The sequence below is a fragment of the Streptomyces europaeiscabiei genome (assembly GCF_036346855.1).
Lineage (GTDB): Bacteria > Actinomycetota > Actinomycetes > Streptomycetales > Streptomycetaceae > Streptomyces > Streptomyces europaeiscabiei.
The window spans coordinates 1978150-2003948 of sequence record NZ_CP107841.1; the positions used below are offsets into that span (position 1 = coordinate 1978150).

General features: G+C 71.4%; 21 protein-coding genes and 1 pseudogene. 5 read left to right on the top strand and 17 right to left on the bottom strand.

The window, feature by feature from the left end:
- Nucleotides 1-89: 89 nt before the first annotated feature.
- On the bottom strand, nt 90-290 hold the full coding sequence (locus OG858_RS08455; protein WP_020114444.1) for a hypothetical protein: 201 nt from the start codon (nt 288-290) through the stop codon (nt 90-92).
- A 252-nt stretch (nt 291-542) separates the two neighbouring features.
- The gene (locus tag OG858_RS08460) at nt 543-782 is read right to left on the bottom strand and encodes a hypothetical protein (protein WP_028796681.1); all 240 of its coding nucleotides are present in this window, start codon (nt 780-782) and stop codon (nt 543-545) included.
- 196 nt (nt 783-978) lie between these two features.
- Here OG858_RS08460 and OG858_RS08465 point away from each other — a divergent pair, with 196 nt between their 5' ends.
- Nucleotides 979-2298, top strand: a complete 1320-nt coding sequence (locus OG858_RS08465) for a serine/threonine-protein kinase (protein WP_179200777.1) — start codon at nt 979-981, stop codon at nt 2296-2298.
- Between the two features lie 119 nt (nt 2299-2417).
- On the opposite strand, the gene OG858_RS08470 is transcribed toward OG858_RS08465, so the two are convergent.
- The 8 genes from OG858_RS08470 to OG858_RS08505 all read right to left on the bottom strand — a co-directional run bounded on the left by OG858_RS08470 (nt 2418) and on the right by OG858_RS08505 (nt 14569).
- The gene (locus OG858_RS08470; RefSeq protein WP_086746491.1) at nt 2418-3239 is read right to left on the bottom strand and encodes a TrmH family RNA methyltransferase; all 822 of its coding nucleotides are present in this window, start codon (nt 3237-3239) and stop codon (nt 2418-2420) included.
- A gap of 107 nt (nt 3240-3346) precedes the next feature.
- Nucleotides 3347-4579 (bottom strand): uroporphyrinogen-III C-methyltransferase, encoded by a 1233-nt coding sequence (gene cobA / locus OG858_RS08475; protein WP_086746490.1) that lies wholly within the window; start codon nt 4577-4579, stop codon nt 3347-3349.
- A 331-nt stretch (nt 4580-4910) separates the two neighbouring features.
- A complete protein-coding gene (cobT, locus tag OG858_RS08480; RefSeq protein ID WP_319266498.1) occupies nt 4911-9359 on the bottom strand; it encodes a nicotinate-nucleotide--dimethylbenzimidazole phosphoribosyltransferase in 4449 nt (1482 codons plus the stop codon).
- Nucleotides 9360-9706: 347 nt separating this feature from the next.
- Entirely contained in the window at nt 9707-10918 is a 1212-nt protein-coding gene (gene cbiE, locus OG858_RS08485) for a precorrin-6y C5,15-methyltransferase (decarboxylating) subunit CbiE (RefSeq protein WP_319266496.1), read from the bottom strand.
- 126 nt (nt 10919-11044) lie between these two features.
- On the bottom strand, nt 11045-11683 hold the full coding sequence (locus OG858_RS08490) for a GNAT family N-acetyltransferase (protein WP_086746276.1): 639 nt from the start codon (nt 11681-11683) through the stop codon (nt 11045-11047).
- Between the two features lie 200 nt (nt 11684-11883).
- Nucleotides 11884-12714, bottom strand: coding sequence for a MetQ/NlpA family ABC transporter substrate-binding protein (locus OG858_RS08495; RefSeq protein ID WP_086746275.1), 831 nt, complete (start codon nt 12712-12714; stop codon nt 11884-11886).
- Between the two features lie 83 nt (nt 12715-12797).
- Nucleotides 12798-13529: a methionine ABC transporter permease gene (locus tag OG858_RS08500; RefSeq protein ID WP_086746274.1), complete on the bottom strand. Its 732-nt coding sequence runs from the start codon at nt 13527-13529 to the stop codon at nt 12798-12800.
- Nucleotides 13526-14569: a methionine ABC transporter ATP-binding protein gene (locus OG858_RS08505; protein ID WP_327749118.1), complete on the bottom strand. Its 1044-nt coding sequence runs from the start codon at nt 14567-14569 to the stop codon at nt 13526-13528. Before OG858_RS08505 ends, OG858_RS08500 begins: the two co-directional genes overlap by 4 nt.
- Before the next feature lie 454 nt (nt 14570-15023).
- Here OG858_RS08505 and OG858_RS08510 point away from each other — a divergent pair, with 454 nt between their 5' ends.
- Nucleotides 15024-15383: a hypothetical protein gene (locus tag OG858_RS08510; protein WP_086746272.1), complete on the top strand. Its 360-nt coding sequence runs from the start codon at nt 15024-15026 to the stop codon at nt 15381-15383.
- A 1-nt stretch (nt 15384) separates the two neighbouring features.
- Nucleotides 15385-15822, top strand: a complete 438-nt coding sequence (locus OG858_RS08515) for a hypothetical protein (protein WP_086746271.1) — start codon at nt 15385-15387, stop codon at nt 15820-15822.
- Nucleotides 15823-15898: 76 nt separating this feature from the next.
- Here OG858_RS08515 and OG858_RS08520 read toward each other — a convergent pair whose 3' ends face one another.
- The 3 genes from OG858_RS08520 to OG858_RS08530 all read right to left on the bottom strand — a co-directional run bounded on the left by OG858_RS08520 (nt 15899) and on the right by OG858_RS08530 (nt 18291).
- Nucleotides 15899-16396, bottom strand: a complete 498-nt coding sequence (locus OG858_RS08520; protein WP_328545022.1) for a GNAT family N-acetyltransferase — start codon at nt 16394-16396, stop codon at nt 15899-15901.
- A 45-nt stretch (nt 16397-16441) separates the two neighbouring features.
- The gene (locus OG858_RS08525) at nt 16442-16948 is read right to left on the bottom strand and encodes an RNA polymerase sigma factor (protein ID WP_086746269.1); all 507 of its coding nucleotides are present in this window, start codon (nt 16946-16948) and stop codon (nt 16442-16444) included.
- Nucleotides 16949-17088: 140 nt separating this feature from the next.
- A complete protein-coding gene (locus OG858_RS08530; protein ID WP_319067344.1) occupies nt 17089-18291 on the bottom strand; it encodes a glycerophosphodiester phosphodiesterase in 1203 nt (400 codons plus the stop codon).
- A 331-nt stretch (nt 18292-18622) separates the two neighbouring features.
- Between OG858_RS08530 and OG858_RS08535 the strand changes: the two genes are divergently transcribed.
- Nucleotides 18623-19297, top strand: coding sequence for a lysophospholipid acyltransferase family protein (locus OG858_RS08535; RefSeq protein ID WP_037701619.1), 675 nt, complete (start codon nt 18623-18625; stop codon nt 19295-19297).
- 91 nt (nt 19298-19388) lie between these two features.
- Here OG858_RS08535 and OG858_RS08540 read toward each other — a convergent pair whose 3' ends face one another.
- The 4 genes from OG858_RS08540 to argH form a co-directional block, all read right to left on the bottom strand.
- Nucleotides 19389-20912, bottom strand: coding sequence for an MFS transporter (locus OG858_RS08540; protein ID WP_319067342.1), 1524 nt, complete (start codon nt 20910-20912; stop codon nt 19389-19391).
- On the bottom strand, nt 20909-21475 hold the full coding sequence (locus OG858_RS08545; RefSeq protein WP_162948287.1) for a TetR/AcrR family transcriptional regulator: 567 nt from the start codon (nt 21473-21475) through the stop codon (nt 20909-20911). Before OG858_RS08545 ends, OG858_RS08540 begins: the two co-directional genes overlap by 4 nt.
- A 104-nt stretch (nt 21476-21579) precedes the next feature.
- Nucleotides 21580-22551, bottom strand: a complete 972-nt coding sequence (locus OG858_RS08550) for an aldo/keto reductase (protein ID WP_086746265.1) — start codon at nt 22549-22551, stop codon at nt 21580-21582.
- 211 nt (nt 22552-22762) lie between these two features.
- Nucleotides 22763-24193: an argininosuccinate lyase gene (argH, locus tag OG858_RS08555; RefSeq protein WP_086746264.1), complete on the bottom strand. Its 1431-nt coding sequence runs from the start codon at nt 24191-24193 to the stop codon at nt 22763-22765.
- 266 nt (nt 24194-24459) lie between these two features.
- Here argH and OG858_RS08560 point away from each other — a divergent pair.
- Nucleotides 24460-25308: pseudogene (locus OG858_RS08560) on the top strand (hypothetical protein); the annotation flags it as partial.
- Nucleotides 25309-25799 lie beyond the last annotated feature (491 nt).

Genomic DNA, 25799 nt, shown 5'->3' on the forward strand with positions numbered 1-25799 from the left:
CTGTTGCCGTCCGCCGCACCCCCGTCCCCACGGGGTTTCATGGATGGATGTCCCCGCCCGGACCGCTCTTCCGGGCCTGGGGTCGCCGCTCAGCGCCCCAGCATCACACCCACGGACGACGCTTGTGTGACCACTGCTTCCCAGCCGCCGAAGGCGTACACGAGCAGGGCCGCCAGAGGGAGGACCATCGCGGTCGCCACCAAGGGGTGGCGACGACCCGGACGGCGGTCGGCGGTGAACGTCCTGCGCTCCCGTGTGCGGATCGCGGTCCGCGGTGCCGTGTGGGCCATGGTCCCTCCTCTGATCTTCTCGTCGGTGTTGCTGTCTTGGCAGCGGCGGGTGTCTGACCTCGGGGGACGAGTGCTGCACCCGCCGCTTGACCTCAAATCTAGGCGCGCGGCGGGCCCGGGTCGTCATGCCCTCGTACCGATTGCCGGGCCTCCCGGAGGATGAGCGATGACCTGCGACGTACTCCCCAGGGTGGAGACGAGGTCCTAGGTCTCGGGGTCTTCCCGGAAGGGACGCCCGGTCTGCCCCATCTGCTACCCGTTCCGCTCCGAACCGTCCTCGCGGGGCACCGGCTGCTCGACCAGCGCGAGGACCCGGTTCGCCATGAACCTGGCCGTCCGCACCACGGAGCCGTTTCGGGTGACTTCGCTCACTTCCACGACACCGCGCCGTACCGCCGTCTCCACCCGGCGGCCCGCCCTGCTCGCGATCACCTCGTAGGTGCGCGTCGTGTCCCCGGCGTCCACCACTATCTCCACTCGGTCACCCTTCACGGGTTCAATCCCCCTTCTCTGGTGGCTGGTTGGGATCACCGGCAGCCCAACACCGCCCCGAACTGCTGTTCCCTGACCACTCTTCAAGTTTCCCACCCGGCACTGACAATCCATCGGGTCGTGAGGGCGCGGCCTCTGCGCACGCCCAGCCGTGGAAACGTAAGCTGTGGCTCGTCAGACGGAACGGGCAGCGGGGATGAACATGGCGATGATGCGCCTGAGGCGCGAGGACCCGCGCGTCGTCGGCTCGTTCAGGATCCACAGACGGCTCGGCGCGGGTGGAATGGGCGTCGTCTACCTCGGCTCCGACCGGCGTGGACAGCGCGTCGCGCTCAAGGTCATCCGGCCGGATCTGGCAGAGGATCAGGAGTTCCGGTCGCGGTTCGCGCGCGAGGTCTCGGCGGCGCGGCGGATCAGGGGTGGGTGCACCGCCCGGCTGGTCGCCGCCGATCTGGACGCCGACCGCCCGTGGTTCGCCACGCAGTACGTGCCGGGGCCCTCGCTGCACGACAAGGTCGCCGAGGAGGGCCCCATGTCGGCCGCCGATGTGGCCGCCGTCGGTGCAGCCCTCGCCGAGGGGCTCGTGGCCGTGCACGAGGCCGGTGTCGTACACCGGGATCTGAAGCCGTCCAACATCCTGCTGTCCCCGAAGGGGCCGCGGATCATCGACTTCGGTATCGCGTGGGCGACCGGGGCCTCGACCCTGACGCATGTCGGCACCGCCGTGGGATCGCCCGGCTTCCTCGCGCCCGAACAGGTGCGCGGGGCCGCCGTCACCCCGGCCACGGACGTCTTCTCCCTCGGCGCCACGCTCGCCTACGCCGCGACCTCCGACTCGCCCTTCGGACACGGCAGTTCGGAGGTCATGCTCTACCGGGTGGTGCACGAGGAGGCGCAGCTGCGCGGGGTGCCCGACGCGCTCGCCCCCCTCGTCCGCGCCTGTCTGGCGAAGGACCCGGAGGAGCGGCCCAGCACCCTGCAACTGTCGCTGCGGCTCAAGGAGATCGCCGCCCGTGAGGCGCAGGGGCTGTCCGACGTCCGGCCGCCCGCGCCGCGTACGGATCCGGACCGGCCCTCGGGGCGGCTCGCGGAGCAGTACGTCGAACAGCGCACGCTGCGGCAGCCGCCGGACACGCGCCGGTCGCAGCCGGGAGGGCAGGGTACGCCACCGCCGCGGAGCGGGGCCGGGTCCCGGACGGGCGGGAGCGGTTCGCGGACCGGCGGTGGGTCTCGGCCCGGTGTACGGCCTGTGCCGTCACGCAGCACGACCGGGTCCGGGAAGCGGCCCGCGCCGCGCGGTGGGGCGGGGCGTCCGGGTGCCCGGACCAATGGGACCGGGCGGCGACCCGCCAATCCTCGGCTGTTGCGGCAGCGGCTCGTGGTGTTCGTCGTGGTGACGTTGCTGGCCGCGCTCGGTATCGCCACGGCGCAGGGGTGTCAGGGACCGTCGCGAGGGCTCGGCGGGGATGGTGGCGTACGCCAGGAGCTGTCGTTCGTGGAGTCGGACGGCGGCTGACGGTCGGCCGGTGGCAAGGACGCCGAAGACAGCTCGCGACTGCGGCTCGGTCGCACACTGCGCGGGTCGTAGGGGGTTGATCGCGCTGTTCTCCCGCGCCCCCGACAGCCCAGCCCCTTTCAGAGTCGCGGGCGTCCCGTCGCCACCGCGTAGAAGGCCACTGCCGCCGCCGCGCCCACGTTGAGGGAGTCGACTCCGTGGGCCATGGGGATGCGGACCCATTCGTCGGCGGACATGAGGGCCTTGGTGGAGAGGCCGTCGCCCTCGGCGCCGAGCATGAGGGCGACGCGGTCCATGCGGTGCGGGGCGGTCTCGTCGAGGGACTTCGCCTTCTCGTCCGGGGTGAGGGCGAGCAGGGTGAAGCCGGCGCCACGGACCGCGTCGAGTCCCTTGGGCCAGGTGTCCAGTCGGGCGTACGGCACGGAGAAGACCGCACCCATGGAGACCTTGACGCTGCGGCGGTAGAGCGGGTCGGCGCAGTCCGGGGAGAGCAGGACCGCGTCCATGCCGAGCGCGGCGGCCGAGCGGAAGATGGCGCCGATGTTGGTGTGGTCGTTGACCGACTCCATGATCACGACCCGGCGGGCGGCCCCCACCAGCAGCTCGTCCGCCGTGGGCAGGGGCTTGCGCTGCATGGAGGCGAGAGCGCCCCGGTGCACGTGGTAGCCGGTGACCTGCTCGGCGAGCTCGGGGCTGACCGCGTAGACGGGGGCCGGGAGTTCGTCGATGACGTCGCGCATGACGTCGACCCACTTGGCGGAGAGCAGCATCGAGCGCATCTCGTAGCCGGCTTCCTTGGCCCGTCTGATGACCTTCTCGCCCTCGGCGATGAACAGGCCCTCGGCGGGTTCGCGCCTGCGGCGCAACTCCACGTCGGTCAGGCCCGTGTAGTCGCGCAGGCGCGGGTCGTCGGGGTCCTCAACGGTGATGAGATCGGCCACAGGGTGATACTGCCTTGTCCTGGGTGTGGTGCCAACGGCTTGGGACGGGTCGGGTTACCGGTGGTTACGGTTCCGCGGCCCTACGGTCCGGGGTCGCCGCCCGGAGGTCATGCTTCCGTTCCCGGCCCCACCTTCACGACCTCGCCGATCACGATGACCGCCGGCGGCTTGACCTCCTGCGCACGCACGGTCTCGGCGACCGTGGCGAGGGTCGCGTCGACCCGGCGCTGGGCGGCCGTGGTGCCCTCCTGGACCAGGGCGACCGGGGTGTCCGGGGACTTGCCGTTCGCCACCAGGGTCTCGGCGATCCTGCCGATCTTGTCGACGCCCATCAGGATCACGAGCGTGCCGGTCAGCCGGGCGAGGGCGGGCCAGTCGACCAGGGAGCGCTCGTCGTCGGGGGCCACATGACCGCTGACCACGGTGAACTCGTGGGCGACGCCCCGGTGGGTGACCGGGATACCGGCCGCGCTCGGGACGGAGATCGAGCTGGAGATGCCGGGGACGACCGTACAGGGGATGCCGGCCTCGGCTAGCGCGTGCAGCTCCTCCATGCCGCGGCCGAAGACATACGGGTCGCCGCCCTTGAGGCGCACGACCGACTTGCCCTGCCTGGCGTGCTCGATCAGCGCGTTGTTGATGGCCTCCTGGGCCATGAAACGGCCGTACGGGATCTTCGCCGCGTCGATCACCTCGACGTGCGGCGGGAGTTCGGCCAGCAGGTCGCGCGGGCCGAGACGGTCGGCGATGACGACATCGGCCTCGGCGAGGAGGCGGCGGCCGCGCACGGTGATCAGGTCCGGGTCGCCGGGGCCGCCGCCGACGAGGGAGACGCCGGGGGTGCGGGTGCGGTGGTGGGGGGCGACGAGGGTGCCGTCGCGCAGGCCCTCGACGACGGCGTCGCGGATGGCGGCGGTGTGGCGAGGGTCGCGGCCCTGGGCGTTGGCGGTGAGGACGGCAACGGTGACGCCTTCGCTGTGGCCGGTCGCCGGGGTCCAGGCGGTGGCTTCCTCGGCGTTGTCGGAGCGGACGCACCAGATGCGGTGGCGCTCCGCTTCGGCGGACGCGCGCGCGTTCGCCAACGGGTCGCCGGTGGCGATCAGGACGTACCAGGCCTCGGCGAGGTCGCCCTCCGCGTACCTGCGCTTCTCCCAGGTCAGCTCGCCCGCGTCGGCCATCGCCTCGACGGAGGGGGTCGCGCTCGGGGACACGAGGAGGATGTCGGCGCCGGCCGCGATGAGGGCGGGGAGGCGGCGCTGGGCGACCTGGCCGCCGCCGATGACGACCACTCGGCGGCCGGTGAGGCGGAGGCCTACGGGGTAGGCGGGGTGTTCGGCCATGAGGGTGCGGCTCCTCGGACTGGCGGCGGTGCGGAGGGGGCGCTGCGGCTTTGGAGCGGCCCTGACGTGGGAATTTTAGGCTGCGGGTCCGGTGGGTGGCTGAGGTGGGTGGGGTTCCTTTCCCCAGGCCCACCCCTTCCCGAAACCGGGGGCGCTGCCCCCGGGCCCCGGGTAGGGGTGAGCACCGTTGCCGAGTGCTCGGCCGTGGGCGGTTGTGCCCACCCTCTCCCATTCTCGGCTTCGCTCGAACGGGAGGTGCCCCCACCGCCCTGCGGAACGATTGCCCGCGACCGCGCAGCCGGGTCGGAAAGGCGGCCGGTACCCACCTCGTCTACTTCTCGGTCACCCCCGCCGAGTCGAACGTCGCCACCTCGTGCATCGCTCTGGCCGCGCTCTGGACGACCGGGAGGGCGAGGAGAGCGCCGGTGCCCTCGCCGAGGCGGAGGTCGAGGTCGACCAGGGGGCGCAGGCCCAACTTCTGGAGGGCGGCGACGTGGCCCGGCTCGGCGCTGCGGTGACCCGCGATGCAGGCGGCGAGGACCTCGGGGGCGATGGCGCGGGCCACCAGCGCGGCGGCGCCGGCGCTGACGCCGTCGAGGATGACCGGTGTACGCAGGGAGGCGCCGCCCAGGAGGAGGCCGACGATGGCGGCGTGTTCGAAGCCGCCGATCGCCGCCAGGACACCGATGGGGTCGGCGGGGTCGGGCTGGTGCAGCTCGATGGCTCGGCGTACGACGTCGGTCTTGCGGGCGAGGGTCTCGTCGTTGATGCCAGTGCCCCGGCCGGTGACCTCGGAGGGGTCCGCGCCGGTGAAGACGGCGATCAGAGCGGCGGAGGCCGTGGTGTTGGCGATGCCCATCTCGCCCGTGAGAAGGGCCTTGTTGCCGGCCGCGACGAGGTCACGGGCCGTCTCGATGCCCACCTCGATGGCCTGCTTGGCCTCCTCGCGGGTCATCGCGGGACCGGTGGTCATGTCGGACGTACCGGCGCGGATCTTGCGCGGCAGCAGCCCCGGGGTGGCCGGGAGGTCGCTCGCCACGCCCACGTCCACGACGCAGACCTCGGCGCCCACCTGGGTGGCGAAGGCGTTGCAGACCGCTCCCCCGCCGAGGAAGTTGGCGACCATCTGGGCCGTCACCTCCTGGGGCCAGGGGGTGACACCCTGGGCGTGGACGCCGTGGTCACCCGCGAAGATCGCGACGGCCGCGGGCTCCGGGATGGGCGGCGGGCACTGGCGGGACAGGCCGGACAGCTGGGCGGAGATGATCTCCAGCATGCCGAGCGCGCCCGCCGGCTTGGTCATCCGCTTCTGACGCTCCCACGCCTCGCCGAGCGCCTTGGCGTCCAGCGGGCGGATACCGGCGACGGTCTCGGCGAGCAGGTCGTGCGGCTCGGCGCCGGGCAGGGCACGGCGGCCGTACGTCTCCTCGTGGACGACCCAGGACAGTGGGCGGCGCTTGGCCCAGCCCGCCTGCATCAGCTCGGGCTCCTCCGGGAACTCGTCGACGTATCCGACACACAGATACGCCACGACCTCCAGGTGGTCGGGCAGGCCGAGGGCGCGGACCATCTCTCTCTCGTCGAAGAAGCTGACCCAGCCGACGCCGAGGCCTTCGGCTCGGGCCGCGAGCCACAGGTTCTCGACCGCGAGGGCGGAGGAGTACGGGGCCATCTGCGGCTGGGTGTGCCGACCCAGGGTGTGGCGGCCGCCACGGGTCGGGTCGGCGGTGACGACGATGTTCACCGGGGTGTCGAGGATCGCCTCGATCTTCAGTTCCTTGAACTGCTTCGCCCGGCCCTTCGGCAGCGACTTCGCGTACGCCTCGCGCTGGCGCTGGGCGAGTTCGTGCATCGTGCGGCGCGTCTCGGCCGAGCGGATGACGACGAAGTCCCAGGGCTGCGAGTGGCCGACGGACGGCGCCGTGTGGGCGGCCTCCAGGACGCGGAGCAGCACGTCGTGCGGGATCGGGTCGTCGCGGAAGCCGTTGCGGATGTCCCGGCGCTCACGCATGACCTTGAGGACGGCCTCGCGTTCGGCGTCGTCGTAGGGGGGCGCGGCCGGGCCCGCGGGCTGGCGTACGTCTTCCCGTACTTCGTCCCGTGAGTCTTCGGGTGCTTCTTCCACCGGTGCCGTGCTCTCTTCGGCTGCTGCTTCCACTGCTTCTGCCTCCGGCGCCGCCGCTTCGCTGTCCTCCTGGTCGGCGGCCCTGGTGTCCAGGTCCTCGGCGTTCTGGACGACGTCCGGGTGCGCGTCGGCCGCTGCGAGCGGCTGCGGTACGACGATCGTCTCGGCCTCGGAGTCCCGGGGGGCGGGGACCGCGGCCGGGGCCTGCGGGCCGGGTGCGGACTCGGCTGCCTGCGTCTGTCCCTCGGCCGCCGGGAACTCGGTGACGACCGGCGTCGCCAGGTCGTCCGCGGGCAGCGGCGGGACCACCGTTCCGTGGGGCGCGGCCGGGGCCGGGTGCGGGGCGGTCGGCACCGAGCCGTCGACGGGCACGAACCGGCCGAGCGGCAGGTCGGCGTCGGCCTGCGGTGCGGGCTCCTGGAGGGTTCCCGCGAGAGGGGCGTCGGGGGCGAGCTCGGTCGGGGGCTGGACCACGGCGCCCTGGGGTGCGTCGATCCGGGAGGCCACGAGGAGCGGCGCCTCGACGGCGGGGGGCTCAGCGGCTGAGGGGTCACCGGTCGCCAGGTCCTCGGTCGCAGGGTCCTCGGTCGCAGGGTCCTCGGTCGCCGGGTCGGCTGCGGGCTCGGAGGGGTCGGCCGGAACCTCGCCGGTCGGCTGATCGGTGGCGGCGGTCTCCTGGGTCTCCGCGCTGTCGGCCGGCTGGTCCGCTGCGTTCACATCCGTGGCCTCGGGCTCGACGACGGCTTCGGGGACCAGCGGCTGAGCGGGCTCCGGCGCCGGAGCGGTCTCGGCGGGCTGGGCCACCACGGCCTCGTCGCGGTCCCCGTTGTTGTGGGCCTGGTCCTGGTGCTGGTCCTGGTCCGCGACGACGGCGACCGGCTCGGTGGACTGCGGGCCCTGCACGGCGGGCGGTTCCGGCTGCGCCGGCGACGGCGGCTGGGGCTCCTCAGTCACGGCCTCGGGCTGTGCGGCCTCGGGCTGTGCGGCTTCCGCCGGGGCTTCCGATGTCTCGACCTCGGCTTCCCCGGCCTCTGTGTGCTGCGGCTCCTCGGCGACCGGCGTCTCCGCCGGCTGCTGGAGGTCCTGCGTGAGGGCGGCCTCCTGTGCGGTGTCCGATACGGCGTCGGCGGGCGGCTGCTCCTCCGGGGCAGGGAGGGCGCTCTCCTCGTCCGGCGCGGCGGTCGCGAGCTGCGCGTCCGGCACGCCGGGGTCCGCATGCTCATCGGCCACGGCAGGCGCCGCCTGCTGTTCGGGGGTGACGGCGTGCTCGGCGTCCTCCGCCACGGCCTCGTCGGCCTGCGCGGGCACTGCGGCCGCGCCGTCGGCCTGGGGCAGCCCGTCGGCCTCGGCGAGCCGGTCCGGGACGAGGGTGTCGACGGCCTCGGGGACCTCCTCGGGCTCCTGTGAAAGCGCGGGAGCGTCCTGGGCCTCGGCGACGGTCTGGGCCGGGACCGGCTCGGGGTCCTGGGCCGCCGGGGGGAAGGGCGTCGTGTCCGGCGCCTGGGCGACCGGGGTAACGGGCGCGGCTTCCTCGAAGGTCTGCGCCTCGGGTGCCGTCGCCACCGGCTCGGGAGCCTGCGGTACCTCCGTCCCGGCGGTTTCCACGACGGCCGCGATGTCGGCGGCCTCGGGCGCCGACGGCTCCGCGGCTTCCTCCGGGGCCGGCGTACGACCGACGAGCGTGGCTTCGACGGCCTCCGCGACCTGGGCCTGGACCACAGCCGGTGTTTCGGCGGGCTCCGGCAGCCGCGCCTCGACGGCAGCCTGCTCTTCCACGACCACCGGGGCGTGGGCCTGGGCTTCGACCGCCTCCGGAACCTCCGTCCGCACGGCGGTCGGCGCTTCCGCCTCCTCCGGGACGTCCGGTGCCTGGAACTGCGCGGCGACCGGTGTCCCCACGGCCTCCGGCGTCCGGAACTGCGCGACCGCGGCCTCCTGGGCCAGGGCGTAGGCGGCGTCCTGGGCCTGGTGGAGGGCCTCGGCGTCCTGGATCTCCTCCGCCGCGTCCGCGGCCTGCGGCGTCTCCACGGCGGGCGAGGTCTCCGCCACGACCACGGAAAGCCGCGCCTCCTGCGGAACGACCGTTTCTGCGGCCGCTCCCCCGACAGCCACTGCCGGAGCGGCCGTGGCGGGGGCGCCGACCCACTGCGACACGGGCTGCTGGGGCACGTCGAGGTACTCGGGGCCGATGGTGGCCGGGCCGGGCTGGCGTACGGCGCCGGGCGGAACGGGGGCGCCCGCCGGGCCTCGGTCGGCGAGGGAGCGGACCGGGCTGGCGGAGGCGTCGGGGGTGGGCGGGCCGAGATGCAGCGGTCGGCGGGCCACCGGCGGCTGCGGGACGGGGGTCGCGACGGGGGTACGGACGGCGCCGAGGTCGAGCGAGCCGCTGTCCCGGCCGGACATCTCGTGCGGGCCCGGTTCGTGGACGACGGGCTCGTGGACGACCTGGACGACGGGCTCGGGGGCGGGCGGCGGCATCTCGTTGCCCCACGCGCCCTGGGCACCCGGCAGCAGGAGGTCTTCGTCCTCGGTGGTGGTCTCGGTGGTGGTCTCGGAGAGGTAGGTGTACGCACCCGGCGCAGGGACGCCCGGCTGCTCCACCATGCCTGCGCTCTCCGGCAGTCCCTCGCCCGGGACCTGGCCGGTGTCGGTCATGCGTACCCCTCGCCCATCGGTTAGTGCCTCCATGCCAGCTGGCCCGGGAACGGCGCACCTACCGCCCCACTGTGAAGAACGAGCGTGCGTGCCCAGCGGCACGTGACGACCCGGCTGCTTGTCGACAAAGCCATTGAAAGGCCATTGTCCCGGTCGTCCCCCCGTCGCGACAGCTTGATCCGCGACAGTCCGCTGTGGACTGCGCCACGTTGCGCGTCCTCCCCGTTTCGCCGTACCACACACGCCCCCAAAACGGGCGCGTTTTTAGGACATTGACCGACGAAGTGCCGGGTGTCGAAGTGCGGTACAACAGTCGGCCAGCCTACCGCGCCGGTACGACAACCGGATCACAGGGAACGATCGGGCAACGTCCCGCTGAGCAGGAACGCGACGCTCCGTTCGCGCTCCGTCCAAGCCCTTGTATCGAGTTCCACGGACTGGACGAAGTCGCAGCGGACCTCGTACCCGTGCTCGGTCAGGTCTCGTCCGATGCGCTCGGCGGCGGGACGGGTCAGGGCGTGGGTGACGATGCACTGCGGACGGCGGTCGGCGACGGCGGAGACCACCGCCGCTCCCCCGCCGCCGACACGTACGACGTCGGGTTCGGGGAGGTTCTCCAGGACGTGCGGGGCGGCACCGTGGACCACCTGGAGTTGTACGCCGAAGCGACGGGCGGCGAGGGTCGTACGGCCGCAGGCCTCGGGGTCGCGGTCGACGGCGATGACGGCGGCACCGCAGCGGGCGGCGTCGGTGGCGAAGGCGCCGCTGCCGGAGCCGATGTCCCACACGAGGTCGCCCACGCGCGGCCCCAGGCGGGCCAGTTGGGAGGAGCGCAGCAGTTCGGCCTCGCCCTCGCCCATGGCGCCGCCGTAGACGCCGGAGGGCAGGGCCCAGCCGCGTGGTCCGGTGCCGGGATCGCGGCCTGCGAGCCAGCCGCCGCCCTCGGCCGCGGCGGCGTGGCCGCCGATGACGATGACGAGGTTGGGGTCGCGCCAGGTGCGGTCGACGGCCTTGTCGGAGGTGACGACGGTGACCCGCTCGCGTGCCGTGCCGAGTTCCTCGCCGACCACGAAGGTGCGGTGCACTCCGTCGAGGAGCAGGCCGAGTTCGGCGGGTCCGGCGCCGGGTGAGGTGAGGACGGCGACCTTGGTGTGGGCACGGCACACGTTCACCGCGCGGCGCAGCGTACGGCGGTGGGCGACGACCACCTGTGCGTCGTCCCAGGGCATGCCCGCACGGGCGAAGGCGGCGGCCACGGAGGAGACTCCGGGGACGACCTCGACCTCCAGGCCGAACTCGGGGGACCTGAGGGTGCGGACGACGCCGAAGAAGCCCGGGTCGCCGTCGGCGAGGACCACGGCGGTGCCCCGGTGGCCGGCTATGCGGCGGGCGGCGAGGGCGACGCTGCCGAGGCGGATGCGTTCGGCGGCCGGGGGCACTTCGGGCAGGGCGAGGTGGTGGGCCGCGCCGGCCACCAGCGTGGCGGCGGCGAGGGCGGAGCGCGCCGCCGCGGTCAGGGGGGAGCCGTCCCAGCCGATCACCGTGACCCGGTCGGCCATCTTCGTCAGTCTCCAGAGGGTCTTCGCAGGTCGTCGGGGCGCCCGCACGAGGTCCCGTGAGGGTACCTGGTGACGCGGTGGGACCCGGTGTCCGGGCTCACGGCCTCACCTGTACCCGTGGGTGGTTCAGTTCCAGTCCGAGTACGAGCCGAACCCGCCGCCGTCGGCGAGTTCCTCGCTGACGCCCTCGATGTCCTCCGGGAGGAGGCTCCAGACGATGAAGTCCGTGCGGACCTCGGTCCAGCCGTCCTCGGCGGTGCGGGTGCGCGCTATGCAGGCGTTGCGCAGCACGCCCTCGCTGATACAGCCGATCTTCTGCGCGACCTGCTGGGAAGCGGTGTTGTCGGCGGCGGTGCGCAGCTCGATCCGTTCGAACTTCTGCTCGCGGAACAGCCATTGGGCGGTCGCGAGGGCGGCCTCGGAGGCGTAGCCCTCGCCGCGCGCCCAGGGGGCGACGACGTACGACAGTTCCGTGGCCCGCACGTGCCAGTCGGTTCTGGTCAGCTGGATGACACCGACCAGGCGCTGGGTGAGGAACTCGGTGACCGCCAGGTCGAGGCCGCGTCCGGAGGTGCGTTCGGTGGGCGCGTACTCCGTGATCCAGGTACGCGCCTCGCGTTCGGTGAAGGGCTGCGGGACATCGGTCCAGGCCATCACCTGTTCGTCGTTCATCATCTCGATGAACGCCGGGATGTCGTCGTCGTCGAACGGGCGCAGAACCAACCGATCCGTGCTGATGGAGATGTCGGGAAAGGTCCTCATCATGCGCCGCTCCGTAACCTTCGAAAACTTTGAGAGCCTGCTGAACTGCCCAGCATGCAGCATGAAAGCACTCAATCGCACCACGGAGTCCACTCCCAGTGAGGGAGCGGACCCCATGCGTGGCGATACGCCGTATACGTGCCGTCGGCTCGGAAGGACACGTTCGAAAAACACGTTCGAAGGACGCGGCCGAAGGACGGGAATCAGAAGGACGGGACGACGGAGCCGTTGCTCCACTTGTCCTCGATGAACTTCCTGACCTCGTCGGAGGTGAGGAGCTCGGCGAGCTTCTTGACGCGCGGGTCGTCCTCGTTGCCCTTCTTGACGGCGAGGAAGTTGCCGTTCGGGTTGTTCTCGGCGGGCTCGACGGCGAGGGCGTCGTCGGCGGGCGAGAGGTCGGCTTCGAGGGCGTAGTTGCCGTTGATCACCGCGGCGTCGACGTCGTCCAGGGAGCGCGGGGTCTGGGCCGCCTCCAACTCCTTGAACTGGAGCTTCTTCGGGTTCTCGGTGATGTCGGTGGGGGTCGCGTCGGTACCCACCCCGTCCTTGAGCGTGATGATCCCGCTCGCGTCGAGGAGCCTCAGGGCACGCGCCTCGTTGACGGTGTCGTTGGGGACGGCGACGGTCGCGCCGCTCTTGAGGGCGTCGGCGCTCTTGACCTTGTTCGAGTAGAGGCCGAGGGGTTCCAGGTGGACCGTGACGACGGGCACGATGTCGGTGCCGTTCTTCTTGTTGTAGTCGTCGAGGTACGGCTGGTTCTGGAAGTAGTTGGCGTCCACGGAGCCGTCCTCCGTGGCCGGGTTCTGCAGGACGTAGTCGCTGAATTCCTTGACCTCCAGCTCCAGGCCCGCGTCCTTCGCCAGCTTGTCCTTCACGAAGTTGAGGATGTCGGCGTGCGGGGTCGGGCTGGCGGCGACGACCAGCGGGCCGCTGGTGTCGGAGGCGGAGTCGTCGCCCGCGCCGCATGCGGTGAGTCCGAGGGTGAGGGCTCCGGCGGCGAGTACGGAGGTGGCGATTTTTGCGGTGTTACGCACGAAAAGTGCCTTTCCTTTTGGGTGGAGCGATCCCGTCGTGGGTGGGACGGGACATCTGCGGGTGCCTGAAGTCGACGTACGGCCTAGGCCTTGGTGACCTCGGGCGCGGTGGACTCGGCCTTCAGGAGGCGGAGCCTGGGCGTGGAGCCGGAGTGGCCGCCGCGCCGGTGCAGGGCGCGGGCCGCGTGGTCGCCGGCGAACTGGATGACGGAGATGACGACCGCGAGGACCGCCACGGTGATCCACATCAGTTCGGTCTCGAAGCGCTGGTAGCCGTACCGGATGGCGATGTCGCCGAGGCCGCCCGCGCCGACGGTGCCGGCCATGGCCGAGTAGCCGATGAGGGCGACGACGGTCGTGGTGGCCGAGGAGATCAGCGAGGGCAGCGACTCGGGGACGAGGACCCTGCGGACGACGGTCCAGGTGTTGCCGCCCATGGCCTGCACGGCCTCGACGAGCCCGTGGTCCACCTCGCGGACGGCCGTCTCGACGAGGCGCGCGAAGAACGGGATCGCGCCGACGGCGAGCGGCACGATGGCGGCCTCGCGGCCGATCGTCGAGCCGGTGACCCAGCGGGTGAAGCCCATCAGCGCGACCATCAGGATGATGAAGGGCATCGAGCGGGCGATGTTCACGATCTGCCCGATCATTTTGTTGGCGAGGACGTGTCGCAGCAGGCCGCCCCGGTCCGTGAGGACGAGCAGGATGCCGAGCGGGAGGCCGCCGACGATCGCGATGAGGGTGGACCAGCCGACCATGTAGAGGGTGTCCCAACACGCCTGCTCCAGCAGGGGCCACATCTCGTTCCAGGTCACCTGGCACCTTCCTTCACGAGCGTGGACGCCTGGACGTCCCGGCCGACCACGTCGATGTGCAGGCCCTGTTCGCGCAGGAAGCCGACGGGGACGACGTTGTCCTCGTAGCGGCCGGGCAGCTCGAGGCGCATCCGGCCGACCTGGAGGCCGCCGACGGTGTCGAGGGCGGCTCCGATGATCGAGATGTCGATGTTGTACGTGCGGGACAGCTGCGAGATGACCGGCCGGGTCGCCGCCTCGCCCTGGAAGGTGACGTCGAGGACCGTGCGGTCGTCGCCGGTGGCCTCGCCGCCCACCGGGAAGAGGGCGGAGGCCAGTTGGGAGCCGGGGGTGGCGAGCAGTTCGCCGACCGTGCCGGACTCGACGATCCGCCCCTTCTCCATGAGGGCGGCCGAGTCGCAGATCGTCTTGACGACGTCCATCTCGTGCGTGATGAGCAGCACGGTCAGGCCCAGCTGCCGGTTGAGGTCGCGCAGCAGCGTCAGGATCGAGCGGGTGGTCTCCGGGTCGAGGGCGCTGGTGGCCTCGTCGGAGAGGAGCACCTTCGGGTCGCCTGCCAGCGCGCGGGCGATTCCGACGCGCTGCTTCTGGCCGCCGGAGAGCTGGGCCGGGTAGGCCTTCGCCTTGTCGGCGAGGCCGACGAGGTCGAGCAGTTCCGCGGCCCTGCGGGAGCGGTCGCTGCCGGACCTGCCGAGGATTTCGAGCGGCAGCTCGACGTTGTCCTGGACGGTGCGGGTGGACAGCAGGTTGAAGTGCTGGAAGACCATGCCGATACGGCTGCGCGCCCGGCGGAGTTCCCGGCCGGCGCGGGGGCCGCGGCCGGCCAGGGCGGTGAGGTCCTGGCCCGCCACGGTCACGGTTCCGGAGGTGGGGCGTTCGAGGAGGTTGACGCAGCGGATCAGCGAGGACTTGCCGGCGCCGGACTGGCCGATCACGCCGTACACCTCACCCTCGCGTACATGCAGATCGACGCCGTCGAGGGCGGTCGTCTCGCGGCCGCGACCTCGGTAGACCTTGGTCAGGCCCGATGTGGTGATCACTGGATTTCCGTCACTGTCGAGTGCGCGGGCGTGGGTGTGCCCGGGCACGGGTGCAGGCTGTCAGGGACGCGACACGGTTCTCGCTGTGGCGATGGAACCGGGGGAGAACATGCGCGCGCGGGGAGGCTCGGTCCGTCACGCGCAGCGGCGTGCGGGGCCTTCTAGAAGGCGCACATTCGACACATACAACGAGCACCGGGCGTCATCGTCGCCTCGGTCGCAGGGGTGCGGTAGCTCGTCGTGGTCATGAGATCAGTAAAGCAGATGTATGAAGCATGTGAGAGAGGGCTGTCCGTATAGCGGACAGCCCTGAGGGACGTATCCGCAGGTACGGGGTGGTGCCGTCCACCCTGTGGGCATCTGCCGTTGTGGCCAAGGCCACGATGTGCGACCTGCGGGTTTCGACGCCCGGGGCCGGGCGCGGCGGGGTTTTGGGCCGTAATAGGGTCGCGGCATGCTTGTTGCCCTGACGGTGACGACCGCCGTCGCCGCGCTTCTGCTCGCCGCCTGGTGCGGCTGGGCCGCGTATCGCGATCAGCCGACCAAGGACTGGCACTTCATCGGCATGGCCGTGGTGTCGGCGCTGGCCCTGATTCAACTGGTCATCGGGATCGTGCAGTTGGCGCGCGGGGAGAGGCCGGAGCAGGGGACCACGATCTTCGTCTCCTACCTCCTCGGGGCGTTCGCCTGTGTCCCGGTGACCGGATTCATGTCACTGGCGGAGCGCACGCGCTGGGGCAGCGTGACCGTCGCGGCCGGCGGTGTGGTGCTCGCCGTGCTGCAGGTACGTCTCTACGACATCTGGGGAGGCTGACATGACCGCCACGGACCGCGAGCCGCGGGAGAACGGGCGGGCACGGCTGATCAGTGGGCCGGGGATGCTGCTGGTGTGGCTGTACGGCGTGATGGTCGTCGGGGCGGTGTCACGGTCCGTCGTGCAGATCTCGACCGAGTTCGAGCACGCACCGCTCGCGTACTCGCTGTCCGCGGCGGCCGGTGTCGTGTACGGGTTCATCACGTACTCGCTGGTGCGGGGCGGGGAGTTCGCCCGCAGGGCCGCGCGGATCTGCTGTGCGGTGGAACTGGCCGGTGTGCTGATCGTGGGCACCTGGACGCTGGTCGAGCCGTCGGCGTTTCCGGACAGGACGGTGTGGTCGGACTACGGGATCGGGTACCTGTTCATTCCCGTACTCCTTCCGGTCACCGCGATGTACTGGCTGCGGAAGAGTGCGCGACAGGAGGAGGCCGCCTGAGGGACGTCAGGCGGCTACGGGTCCGCCGTGGCCGGTCGCGCGGTTCTCCGCGCCCCTCGCGGACGCGCTCCCCTCGTTAGGCCGTCGCCGCGTACGCCTGCGCCGGCTTCTCCAGGATCACCATCGGTACGCCGTCCCGCCCCTGGCTGGTGCCCACGGTCTCGTAGCCGACTCGGCGGTACAACCGGAGGTTTCCCTCGCTGCGATGGCCCGCACTGAGGCGGAACCTGGTGGCACCGCGCTCCTCGGCGAGGGCCGACTCGGCGGCACGGAGAAGCCTCGCGCCGATGCCGTGGCCCTGGAGGCGCGGATGGACGCAGAGTTTGCCGATGGCCGCGGTGCCGTCGGCGTCGAGTGCGCCGCGCACCGAACCGACCACCTCGTCACCCAGCCGGGCCACGAACACGCAGTCCGAGGCGACCTCCTCACGGACCGAGTCGAGGCTCTGGACGAGCGGATCGATGCGGTAGTTGCCGTACAGTGCCGCCTCGCTCTGGAAGCACAGGTACTGCAGCCTGAAGATCTGCTCGGCGTCCTGATCGGTCGCCACCGAGATGGTCACGCTCATGCCCATGTGTGCACGCCTCCCGCTCACCTGCTCACCCGATGTCCTTCACTCCTATCCCCGTGGTTCGCGTGCCGCAACCTCCGCGGCCAGCAATCGTCGAAGACATCCCAGGCATCTGGAACGTTCCGGACCCAGGCTGCCCTGTGAGATACCCAACGCGCCCGCGATCTCCCGATAGGTGAGGTCCTTCGGGGACAGCAGGGCCGCGAGCAGCCGGGGGCAGCGGCCGGGGAGCCGGCGTACGGCCGCGTACAGCGCGCGGCGGCGGGCGGCCGTCAACGCCAACTGTTCGGGGCCGGGTGCGTGCTCGTCGGCGGGCTCGTCGGCGTAGGGCTGTTCGACCCGGGCCGCGCGACGGCTGAGGCGGGCCTCGAAGCGGACGGCGCTGCGCAGCCAGCCCTCGGGGTCCGCGGGTGGGCCGTCGGCGTCGAGCCGTTCCAGCAGACGCAGCCAGACCGCCTGTTCCAGGTCCCCCGCCTCGGCGCCGGCCGCGTAGGCCTCGGCCGACACCTCCGCGACCAGCAGGGGGCGGAGGGTGGTGAGCATGTCGTGTGTCATATGCCCCGGGACGCCGCCGCCCCGGCAGGGGTTGCCGGGGCGGACGGGAGTCACCCCAATCGGGGCACGGTGCTCAAATGTTGACGGTCGGTCCACCGGTCGGGCGTCGGTCGTGGACGGCCAGGTCCACCGGTCGGACCTCAGCCGTCCACGAAGTCCGCGTGGGCCAACAGGCCCGTGTCCGGGTTGTCGGTGAAGATGCCGTCGATGCCGGTCTCGAAGTACACCTTGAACGCACCGAAGGCGTCGCCGTAGGCGTTGGCGTCCGTGCCCCTGCGGAAGTTCGCGGGCAGGAAGGTGTTCTCGTTGCGCATGGTGTAGGGGTGCAGGATCAGGCCCTCGGCGTGCGCGTCGGCGACGAGCGTGGTCGGCGTGGTGAGGTTGCCTGCCGAGTCGCGCGGGATGACCAGGTCGAGCGTGGGGCCGATGCCGCCTGCGTACGAGGCGATCCAGGCGAGCCCGGCCGGCTTGACCAGGTCGGCGACGGTACGCGGGTCGCCGGCCTCGACGAAGTCCCAGGGGCGGGTGGCGGCACCGGAGAGCAGCACGACGAGGGGGCTGCCGACCAGGCGGTTCAGGCGCTGGATGCTGCTCGGCTCGAACGACTGGAGGAAGACCGGCGAGTTCTTCTTGTGCCGGTCGTACTTGCGCAGCAGCTTGGCGAGGGGCTCCTCAAGGCCCAGGCCCAGCTTGCGGAAGTAGGTGGGATGCTTCGTCTCGACGTGCAGCCAGACACGCTTGCCCCGCTTCTTCCCCTCCCTGTCGGCCCATCGCAGCACCTCCTCGAAGGTGGGGATCTCCCAGCGGCCGTCGTAGAGGGTGTTCTCCTGGCGGTTGCCGGGGATGCGCTCCTTGGCGCGCAGGGTCTTCAGCTCGGCGAGGGTGAAGTCCTCGGTGAACCAGCCGGTGTAGGTGACGCCGTCGACGATTTTCGTGGTCTTCCGGCCGGCGAACTCGGGGTGCGCCGCGACATCGGTCGTGCCGGTGATGTCGTTCTCGTGACGGCATACGAGATGGCCGTCCTTGGTGGGCACGAGGTCCTGCTCGATGACGTGCGCGCCCAGGTCGAGGGCGAGTTGGTACGAGCCGAGCGTGTGCTCCGGGCGGTAACCGCTGGCGCCGCGGTGCGCGATGATCGTCGGCACCGGCAGGCCCCGGTGGCCGCCGCCCGACTTCCCGCCCGACTTCCCGCCCGACTCGGCCTCGTCGGCTCTCGCCGCGGCCGGCAGTCCGAGGACCGCTCCGCCCGCGCCGAGCACCGCGGCGCCGAGCAGCGCCCGTCGGCCCGCTCCGCGTCCCTGCTCGTTCGAGTCCTGCGCCTGCCGCGACTCCTGCGTCCCCATGAACGGCTCCTCCACCGTGATGCCCTGCACCTGTCAAAGCGGGACGATCGTAGGTGTCCCGAGGTGACCGTTGGGAGACCTGGGACCGAACACGCGGAAGACGCCTTGTGTCGCACGAGAGGCGGATTCTGACAGAGTGTCGGTTCGGTGGCGCGATGTCCGTCACATGTTTCGTGTCCGTGACAGGCCGCCACCTGTGCGTCACCGCAGGTAAAACAGCGTCAACACTTGGTATCCACTCGGTGAACCCGGTGTGCGCCGGCCCGTGAGCCGGGAGTATCGTCCTCACCTGCACAGACTTGTACCGGAACGCTTGACATGGGAGGGCCTGTTGTCCCGCTTCGTGCTCATCAAGGCAGTGCTCGGACCGATCATGCGCCTGATGTTCCGCCCCCGGGTGGAGGGCGTGGAGCACATCCCGGGGGACGGGCCGGTGATCCTCGCCGGTAACCATGTGACCTTCATCGACTCGATGATCCTGCCCCTGGTCTGCGACCGGCAGGTCTTCTTCATCGGCAAGGACGAGTACGTCACCGGCAAGGGGATCAAGGGCCGTCTGATGGCCTGGTTCTTCACCGGCGTCGGCATGATCCCCGTCGACCGCGACGGCGGCCGGGGCGGGGTCGCCGCGCTGATGACCGGGCGGCGGGTGCTGGACGAAGGCAGGGTGTTCGGCATCTACCCCGAGGGAACGCGGTCGCCCGACGGCCGCCTGTACCGGGGGCGTACGGGGATCGCCCGGCTGACCTTGATGACCGGGGCGCCGGTCGTCCCCTTCGCGATGATCGGGACGGACAGGATTCAGCCGGGAGGTGCGGGGGTGCCCCGGCCGCATCGGGTGACCGTGCGGTTCGGTGAGGCGATGGAGTTCTCCCGGTACGAGGGGATGGACCGGGACCGGTATGTGCTGCGGGCGGTGACCGATTCCGTGATGACCGAGGTCATGCGGCTGTCCGGGCAGGAGTACGTGGACATGTATGCGTCGAAGGCGAAAGAGGCGGCGTAGCCCCACGCCGCCGCTCCGCCGGGGGTGCCGGGGACTTCGGCCGTTCGTTGGCTGCGGGTCGGTGGGGCCGGTCGCGCAGCCCCCCGCGCCCCTAAGCCTTGCTGTCCAACCGTTGGCCGCGAAGCAGGAACCAAGCTGCCGCCGCTGTTGCCAGGAGAACCGCCGCGCCTGCGCCGGAGGCGATGGCCAGGCCGTCGACGAAGGCCGCTTGAGCCGATGCCAGCATTTCCCGCCCCGCGTTCGGCGGCATGCCCGCCGCCACCTCCATCGCTCCGCCCAGTGACTCGCGGGCCTCGGCCGGAGTGCCCGCGGGTGCGGCGAAGTCGCGGTAGACGCCCGTGACGATCGAGCCCAGGACCGCGATGCCCAGGGCGGCCCCCAACTCGTACGCCGTCTCGGACACCGCCGAAGCCGACCCCGCCTGTTCCTTCGGGACGCTGGAGAGGATGACGTCGGCGGTGACGGTGAAGGAGAAGCCCGCGCCGATGCCGACGATCAGCAGCGCGGCGCCGATCAGGGGGTAGCCGGTGGACCGGTCGACCAGGGTGAGCAGGGCGAGGGCCACGCCGATGGCAGCCAGGCCGCCCGCGACCACGGAACGGACCGAGAAGCGGCGGGCTGCGGCTCCGGCGATCAGACCCGCGGCCACCGCGCCGATGGCCGCCGGCAGTTCGGCGAGGCCGGCCTCCAACGGGCGTCGACCCTGGACGAGTTGCAGGAACTGCGAGAGGAAGAAGACCAGGCCTGACAGGCCGAGTATGGTCAGCAGGTCGGCGAGGACGGCACCGGAGAAACCCCGGTTGCGGAACAGTCGCATGTCCAGCAGCGGGTGCGGCAGGGTGAGCTGACGGCGTACGAAGAGGAACAGTCCGGCGACGCCGAGGAAGCCTGCGGCGAGCGCGTTGCCCTCGAGGCCGTGGGTGGCGGTCTCCTTCACCGCGTACACGACACCGATCATGCCGACGAGCGACAGACCGACGCTGAGCGCGTCCCACGGGCCCGGGTTCGGGTGGCGGGACTCGGGCAGCAGCTTGATGCCGACGAGGACGAGGACCGCCATCACCGGCAGGTTGATCAGGAAGACCGACCCCCACCAGAAGTGTTCCAGCAGGAAACCGCCGACGACCGGACCGACCGCCGTGCCGGCGGAGGCCGTGGCGCCCCAGATACCGACGGCGAGGCTGCGCTCGCGCGGGTCGTGGAAGAGGTTGCGGATCAGGGCGAGGGTGGCGGGCATCAGGGTCGCGCCCGCGACACCGAGCAGCGCCCGCGCGAAGATCATCATCTCGGGCGTCGTGGCGTAGGCGTTGAGCACGGATATCGCGCCGAACGCCGCGGCACCTATGAGCAGCAGCTTCTTGCGGCCGATGCGGTCGCCGAGGCTGCCCGCCGAGACGAGCAGGCCCGCGATGACGAACGAGTAGACGTCACCGATCCACAGGAGCTGAGTGCCCGAGGGCCTGAGGTCCTCGCTGATGTAGGGGGTCGCGAGACCGAGGACGGTCGCGTCGACGGCCACCAGCAGCACGGCGAGCACGAGGACGGAGAGCGCGAGCCAGCGGCCCGGCCTCTTCTCCGCCTCCGTCGTGCGGGCCGGCTGCAGGGTGCTGGTCATGATTCCTCTCTCGGTTGTTCGGGGTGACGCAGTGCGCCGCCGAGCAGCAGCTCGGCGATCATGAAGGTGAAGTCCTTGGAGGCCACGCGGCCTTCCGAGACCGCCCAGGCCCCGGAGGCCAGCAGGCCGTACAGCGCCTCGGTGAGCCAGGCCGGGGTGAGGTCGATACGGAACTCGCCGGCCGCCTGGCCGCGTTTGAAGAGGGCCGCGATGCGGTCGTCGATGCGGGACCAGCCCTCGTGCTGCTCCTCCCCCTCGAACAACTGGCTCTCGGTGTAGAGGAAGGCGAGGAGGCCCGCGGCCGGTTCGATCTCCCGCACGAGCCGTCGTACGGCCTCGCGTGCCGGACCCTCGGTCGGGCGTGCGGCGTCGAGCGCGGCCTCGCACTCCGCGATGCCGAGCGCCTCCAGCGCCCGTACGAGCGCGTCGCGCCCGGCGAAGTGGCGGTGCAGCGTGGCCCGGCTGATCCCGGCGGTCTTCGCGACCTCGTCCATCGTCGCGGTGGACTTACGGGCCAACAGGGCGGCTGCGCTGCGCAGCACATGCTCACGATCGACGGCCATGAGACGACCATATCCCATACGAGACAGTTTTGTCTCAGCGCGGGCATGGGCGTCTCACGGTGAACGGCTCAGCAGGGTTCTTTCCGTGCCCGGGGCAGCCGTTCTCAGTTCCAGGGCAGCTGTCCGCGCTTCTCCCAGTACGTCCGCGGGTCCTCGACCAGGTCCGCGAGACCGGTGAGCTGCTCGTCGTCGAGGTCCACGACCGCCGCGTGCAGGTTGGAGGCGAGTTGGGCGGTGGTGGCCGCGCCGGAGAGGACGACGCCGGCCCACGGCTGCCGCAGTACCACCGCCAGGGCCACCGCGTCGCAGCCGAGGCCCGTCTGCTCGGCGACGGTCCTGAGCACGTCCGGGGCGTGCGGCCCGGCCAGGCGGCCGTTGGCCATGCCCTCCTTGACGATCACGGTGAGCCCGGCGTCATGCGCCTCGGCGAGGGCGGGCGCCGCGGAGGTCTCCAGCGCGTTGTACGTCGACTGGACGGTACGGAAGAGGGGTTCGCCGTCGACGGTCACGGCGAGGGCGGTGCGGATGGCCTCCGCCTGGGCCGGGCCACTGGTGGAGAAGCCGATGGTGACGCCCTGGGCGGCGGCCTCGGCCAGCCTGGCGTGGAGTTCCTTGTCGGTGAGGGCCGGGCTGTCCGGGGTCACCGAATGGATCTGGTAGAGGTCGAGGCGGTCGCCGAGCAGGTCACGCGTTTCGGCACGCTGTCGCTCGAACGTCTGGAGGCTGTGGTCCTTGACCTCGTGCCTCTCGGCGTCGGTGGTCCAGTCGGCGGTGTAGGTGTAGCCCCACTTGCTGCCGACGACGATGTCGTCGATGCCGGGGCGGGCCTTCAGCCAGTCGGCGAGGAACTCCTCCGAGAGGCCGTACGAGCGGGCCGCGTCGAAGTAGCGGACACCCTGGGCGTGGGCGGCGTCGAGGAGTTCGTGGGTGCGCGTGCGGAGCGCTTCGACGGTGCGGTGCTCTCCGAGGTCGGCGTCGCGGCCGAGGTTGATGTAGCCGGGGCGGGCGACTGCGGCGAGGCCGAGTCCGATGTGGCAGGTGGGGGTTGTCGCTGCGGCCAGTCGGGCGAAGGGCATCGCGGGCTCCGTTCGGTCGGCTCCTTGCGGTTCCCGACCAACGTAACTCGCGATGACCTTCGTGGTGTGGAGTGGGGGCTTCCGGGGAGTTTTCGCCCCCGCCGCCCCTACCCGTCCCATCCTTGAGGGGCTGCGCCCCTTCGACCCCCAGGGCGCGAGTCCGTGGGGGCTTGTCGCGCAGTTCCCCGCGCCCCTTTCAGGGCGCTTGCCCTCAACCCTTCTTGGCAGTTGCCCACGCGTGCTGGGACGCGACGTTCGTCTTGATCTCCGCCAGTTGGATCGCCACCGCGCTCGGGGCCGTGCCGCCGCGGCCGTTTCGGGAGGCGAGGGCGCCGGGGACGTTGAGGACCGTGCGGACCTCGGGGGTCAGATGGGAGGAGATCTTGGCGAACTGGTCGTCCGTCAGGTCGTTGAGTTCCTTGTTCTCGGCTTCGGCGGCCTTGACGCACTCGCCGGCGACCTCGTGGGCGACACGGAAGGGGACGCCCTGCTTGACGAGCCACTCGGCGATGTCGGTGGCGAGGGAGAAGCCGGCGGGGGCCAGTTCCTCCATGCGCTCACGGTGGACGGTGAGGGTCGCCATCATTCCGGTGAAGGCGGGGAGAAGGACCTCCAGCTGGTCGATGGAGTCGAAGACCGGCTCCTTGTCCTCCTGGAGGTCGCGGTTGTAGGCCAGGGGCAGGGCCTTCAGGGTCGCCATCAGGCCCGTCAGGTTGCCGATCAGGCGGCCGCTCTTGCCGCGCGCCAGCTCCGCGATGTCCGGGTTCTTCTTCTGCGGCATGATCGACGAGCCCGTCGAGAACGCGTCGTGGAGGGTCACGAAGGAGAACTCCTTCGTGTTCCAGATGATGACCTCCTCGGCGATCCGGGAGAGGTTCACGCCGATCATCGCGGTGATGAAGGCGAACTCGGCGACGAAGTCGCGGGACGCCGTGCCGTCGATGGAGTTCGCGGAGCTGCCGTGCTCGAAGCCCAGGTCCTTGGCCACCGCCTCCGGGTCGAGGCCGAGGCTGCTGCCCGCGAGGGCGCCCGAGCCGTACGGGGAGACGGCCGTGCGCTCGTCCCACTGACGCAGGCGCTCCGCGTCCCGGGAGAGGGACTGGACGTGGGCGAGGACGTGGTGGGCGAAGAGGACCGGCTGGGCATGCTGGAGGTGCGTGCGGCCGGGCATCGCCACGTTCGGGTGGGCCTCCGCGAGGCCGATCAGCGCGTCCTGGAGGTCGGCGATGAGACCGCCGACCGTGCGGGCGTGGTCGCGGAGGTACATACGGAAGAGGGTCGCGACCTGGTCGTTGCGGGACCGGCCGGCCCGCAGCTTGCCGCCCAGGTCGGGGCCGAGGCGCTCCAGGAGGCCGCGCTCCAGGGCGGTGTGCACGTCCTCGTCGGCGACGGTGCCGACGAACTCACCGGACGCCACGTCCGCTTCGAGCTGGTTCAGGCCCGCGATCATCCGGGTCAGCTCGTCCTCGGTGAGCAGGCCCGCCTTGTGCAGCACGCGCGCGTGGGCGCGGGAGCCCGCGATGTCGTACGGGGCCAGCCGCCAGTCGAAGTGGACGGACGCGGACAGCTTCGCCAGGGCCTCGGCGGGACCGTCGGCGAAACGGGCGCCCCAGAGCCGTACGTCACCGCTGTTGCTGCTCACTCGCGTTGCTCCTAGAGAGGGTGGGGATGTGACCGCGGACCTTTATACGCCTCGGGCGAGGTCGCAGCCGGTCACGGTCTCTCCGCACACTGCGTTCACCGTCATGCATGAGTATGCAGAAGTCTGCATGAATCGTCAATCTGACGGAACTTTGAGAGATGCAGAGAAACGTTTGAACAAACGAAACCGCTTACCCGTAACTCTCACCGAACGCAGGCGCCGCGTTTGTACACACAGACCACACCCGACTCGAGTGAGGCATCCGCATGTCCAGGGCTCTTCCGAAGTACAACAAGCGTCGCGTAGGGATCATCGGCGGCGCCGCCGCGGTCGTGCTCTCCGGAGCGGTCATCGCGGGTTCCGCCCTCGCCGGTGAGGGTGCCAACAACAACGGGCAGGACGCCGCGGGGAACGCGTCCCCCGGCACCATCTCCTGCCCCGCCGTCGAGGGAAGCCTCCCGGCGATCCCCGCCTCCGCGCAGGCCGAGGTCGACCGCAACCTCGCACAGTTGCAGACCCAGATCCAGGAAGCCAACCAGCGCCTCATCGACACCGTCGGCCAGGGCGGCGCCAACTTCGTCCAGAACGCCATCCTCGGCCCGCTGGAGGACAAGCGCGTCGCCGCCCTGAACCGCATCGAAACGGCCATCGGCCGCGCCGCCGCCAAGCCCGAGGGCCTGGAGGCGCTCGCCCCCTGCCAGCTCAACCAGGGTGGCGCCGCAGGCGCCGGTGAAGAGGCGGACGCCGAGGCCGGAGCGGGTGCGGAGGCGGGCGCGGGTGCGGAGGCGGGCGCGGGTGCGGAGGACGCGGGCAACGCGGGTGCCGCGGGCACCATCACCTGCCCCGAGGTCGAGGGAAGCCTCCCGGCCATCCCCGCCTCCGCGCAGGCCGAGGTCGACCGCAACCTGGCCCTCCTCGACACCCAGATCCAGGAAGCCAACCAGCGCCTGATCGACACCGTCGGCCAGGGCGGCGCCAACTTCGTCGACAACGCCATCCTCGGCCCGCTGGAGGACAAGCGCGTCGCCGCGCTGAACCGCATCGAGACCGCCATCGGCCGCGCCGCCGCCAAGCCCGAGGGCCTGGAGGCGCTCGCCCCCTGCCAGCTCAACGAGGGTGGCGCCGCGGGCGCCGGTGAAGAGGCGGACGCCGGTGCCGAGGCCGGTGCCGGCGAGGAAGCGGGCGCGGGCGAGGCCGCCGAGGACGCGGGCAACGCCGGCGCCGCGGACAACGCGGGTGCCGCGGGCACCATCACCTGCCCCGAGGTCGAGGGAAGCCTCCCGGCCATCCCCGCCTCCGCGCAGGCCGAGGTCGACCGCAACCTGGCCCTCCTCGACACCCAGATCCAGGAAGCCAACCAGCGCCTGACCGACACCGTCGGCCAGGGCGGCGCCAACTTCGTCGACAACGCCATCCTCGGCCCGCTGGAGGACAAGCGCGTCGCCGCGCTGAACCGCATCGAGACCGCCATCGGCCGCGCCGCCGCCAAGCCCGAGGGCCTGGAGGCGCTCGCCCCCTGCCAGCTCAACCAGTAGTCAGTCGACTCAACCGGTAGGCACCTGCACGATCGATGGTCGACCGGCTCGATCAGCGGTCCGGCGGTCAC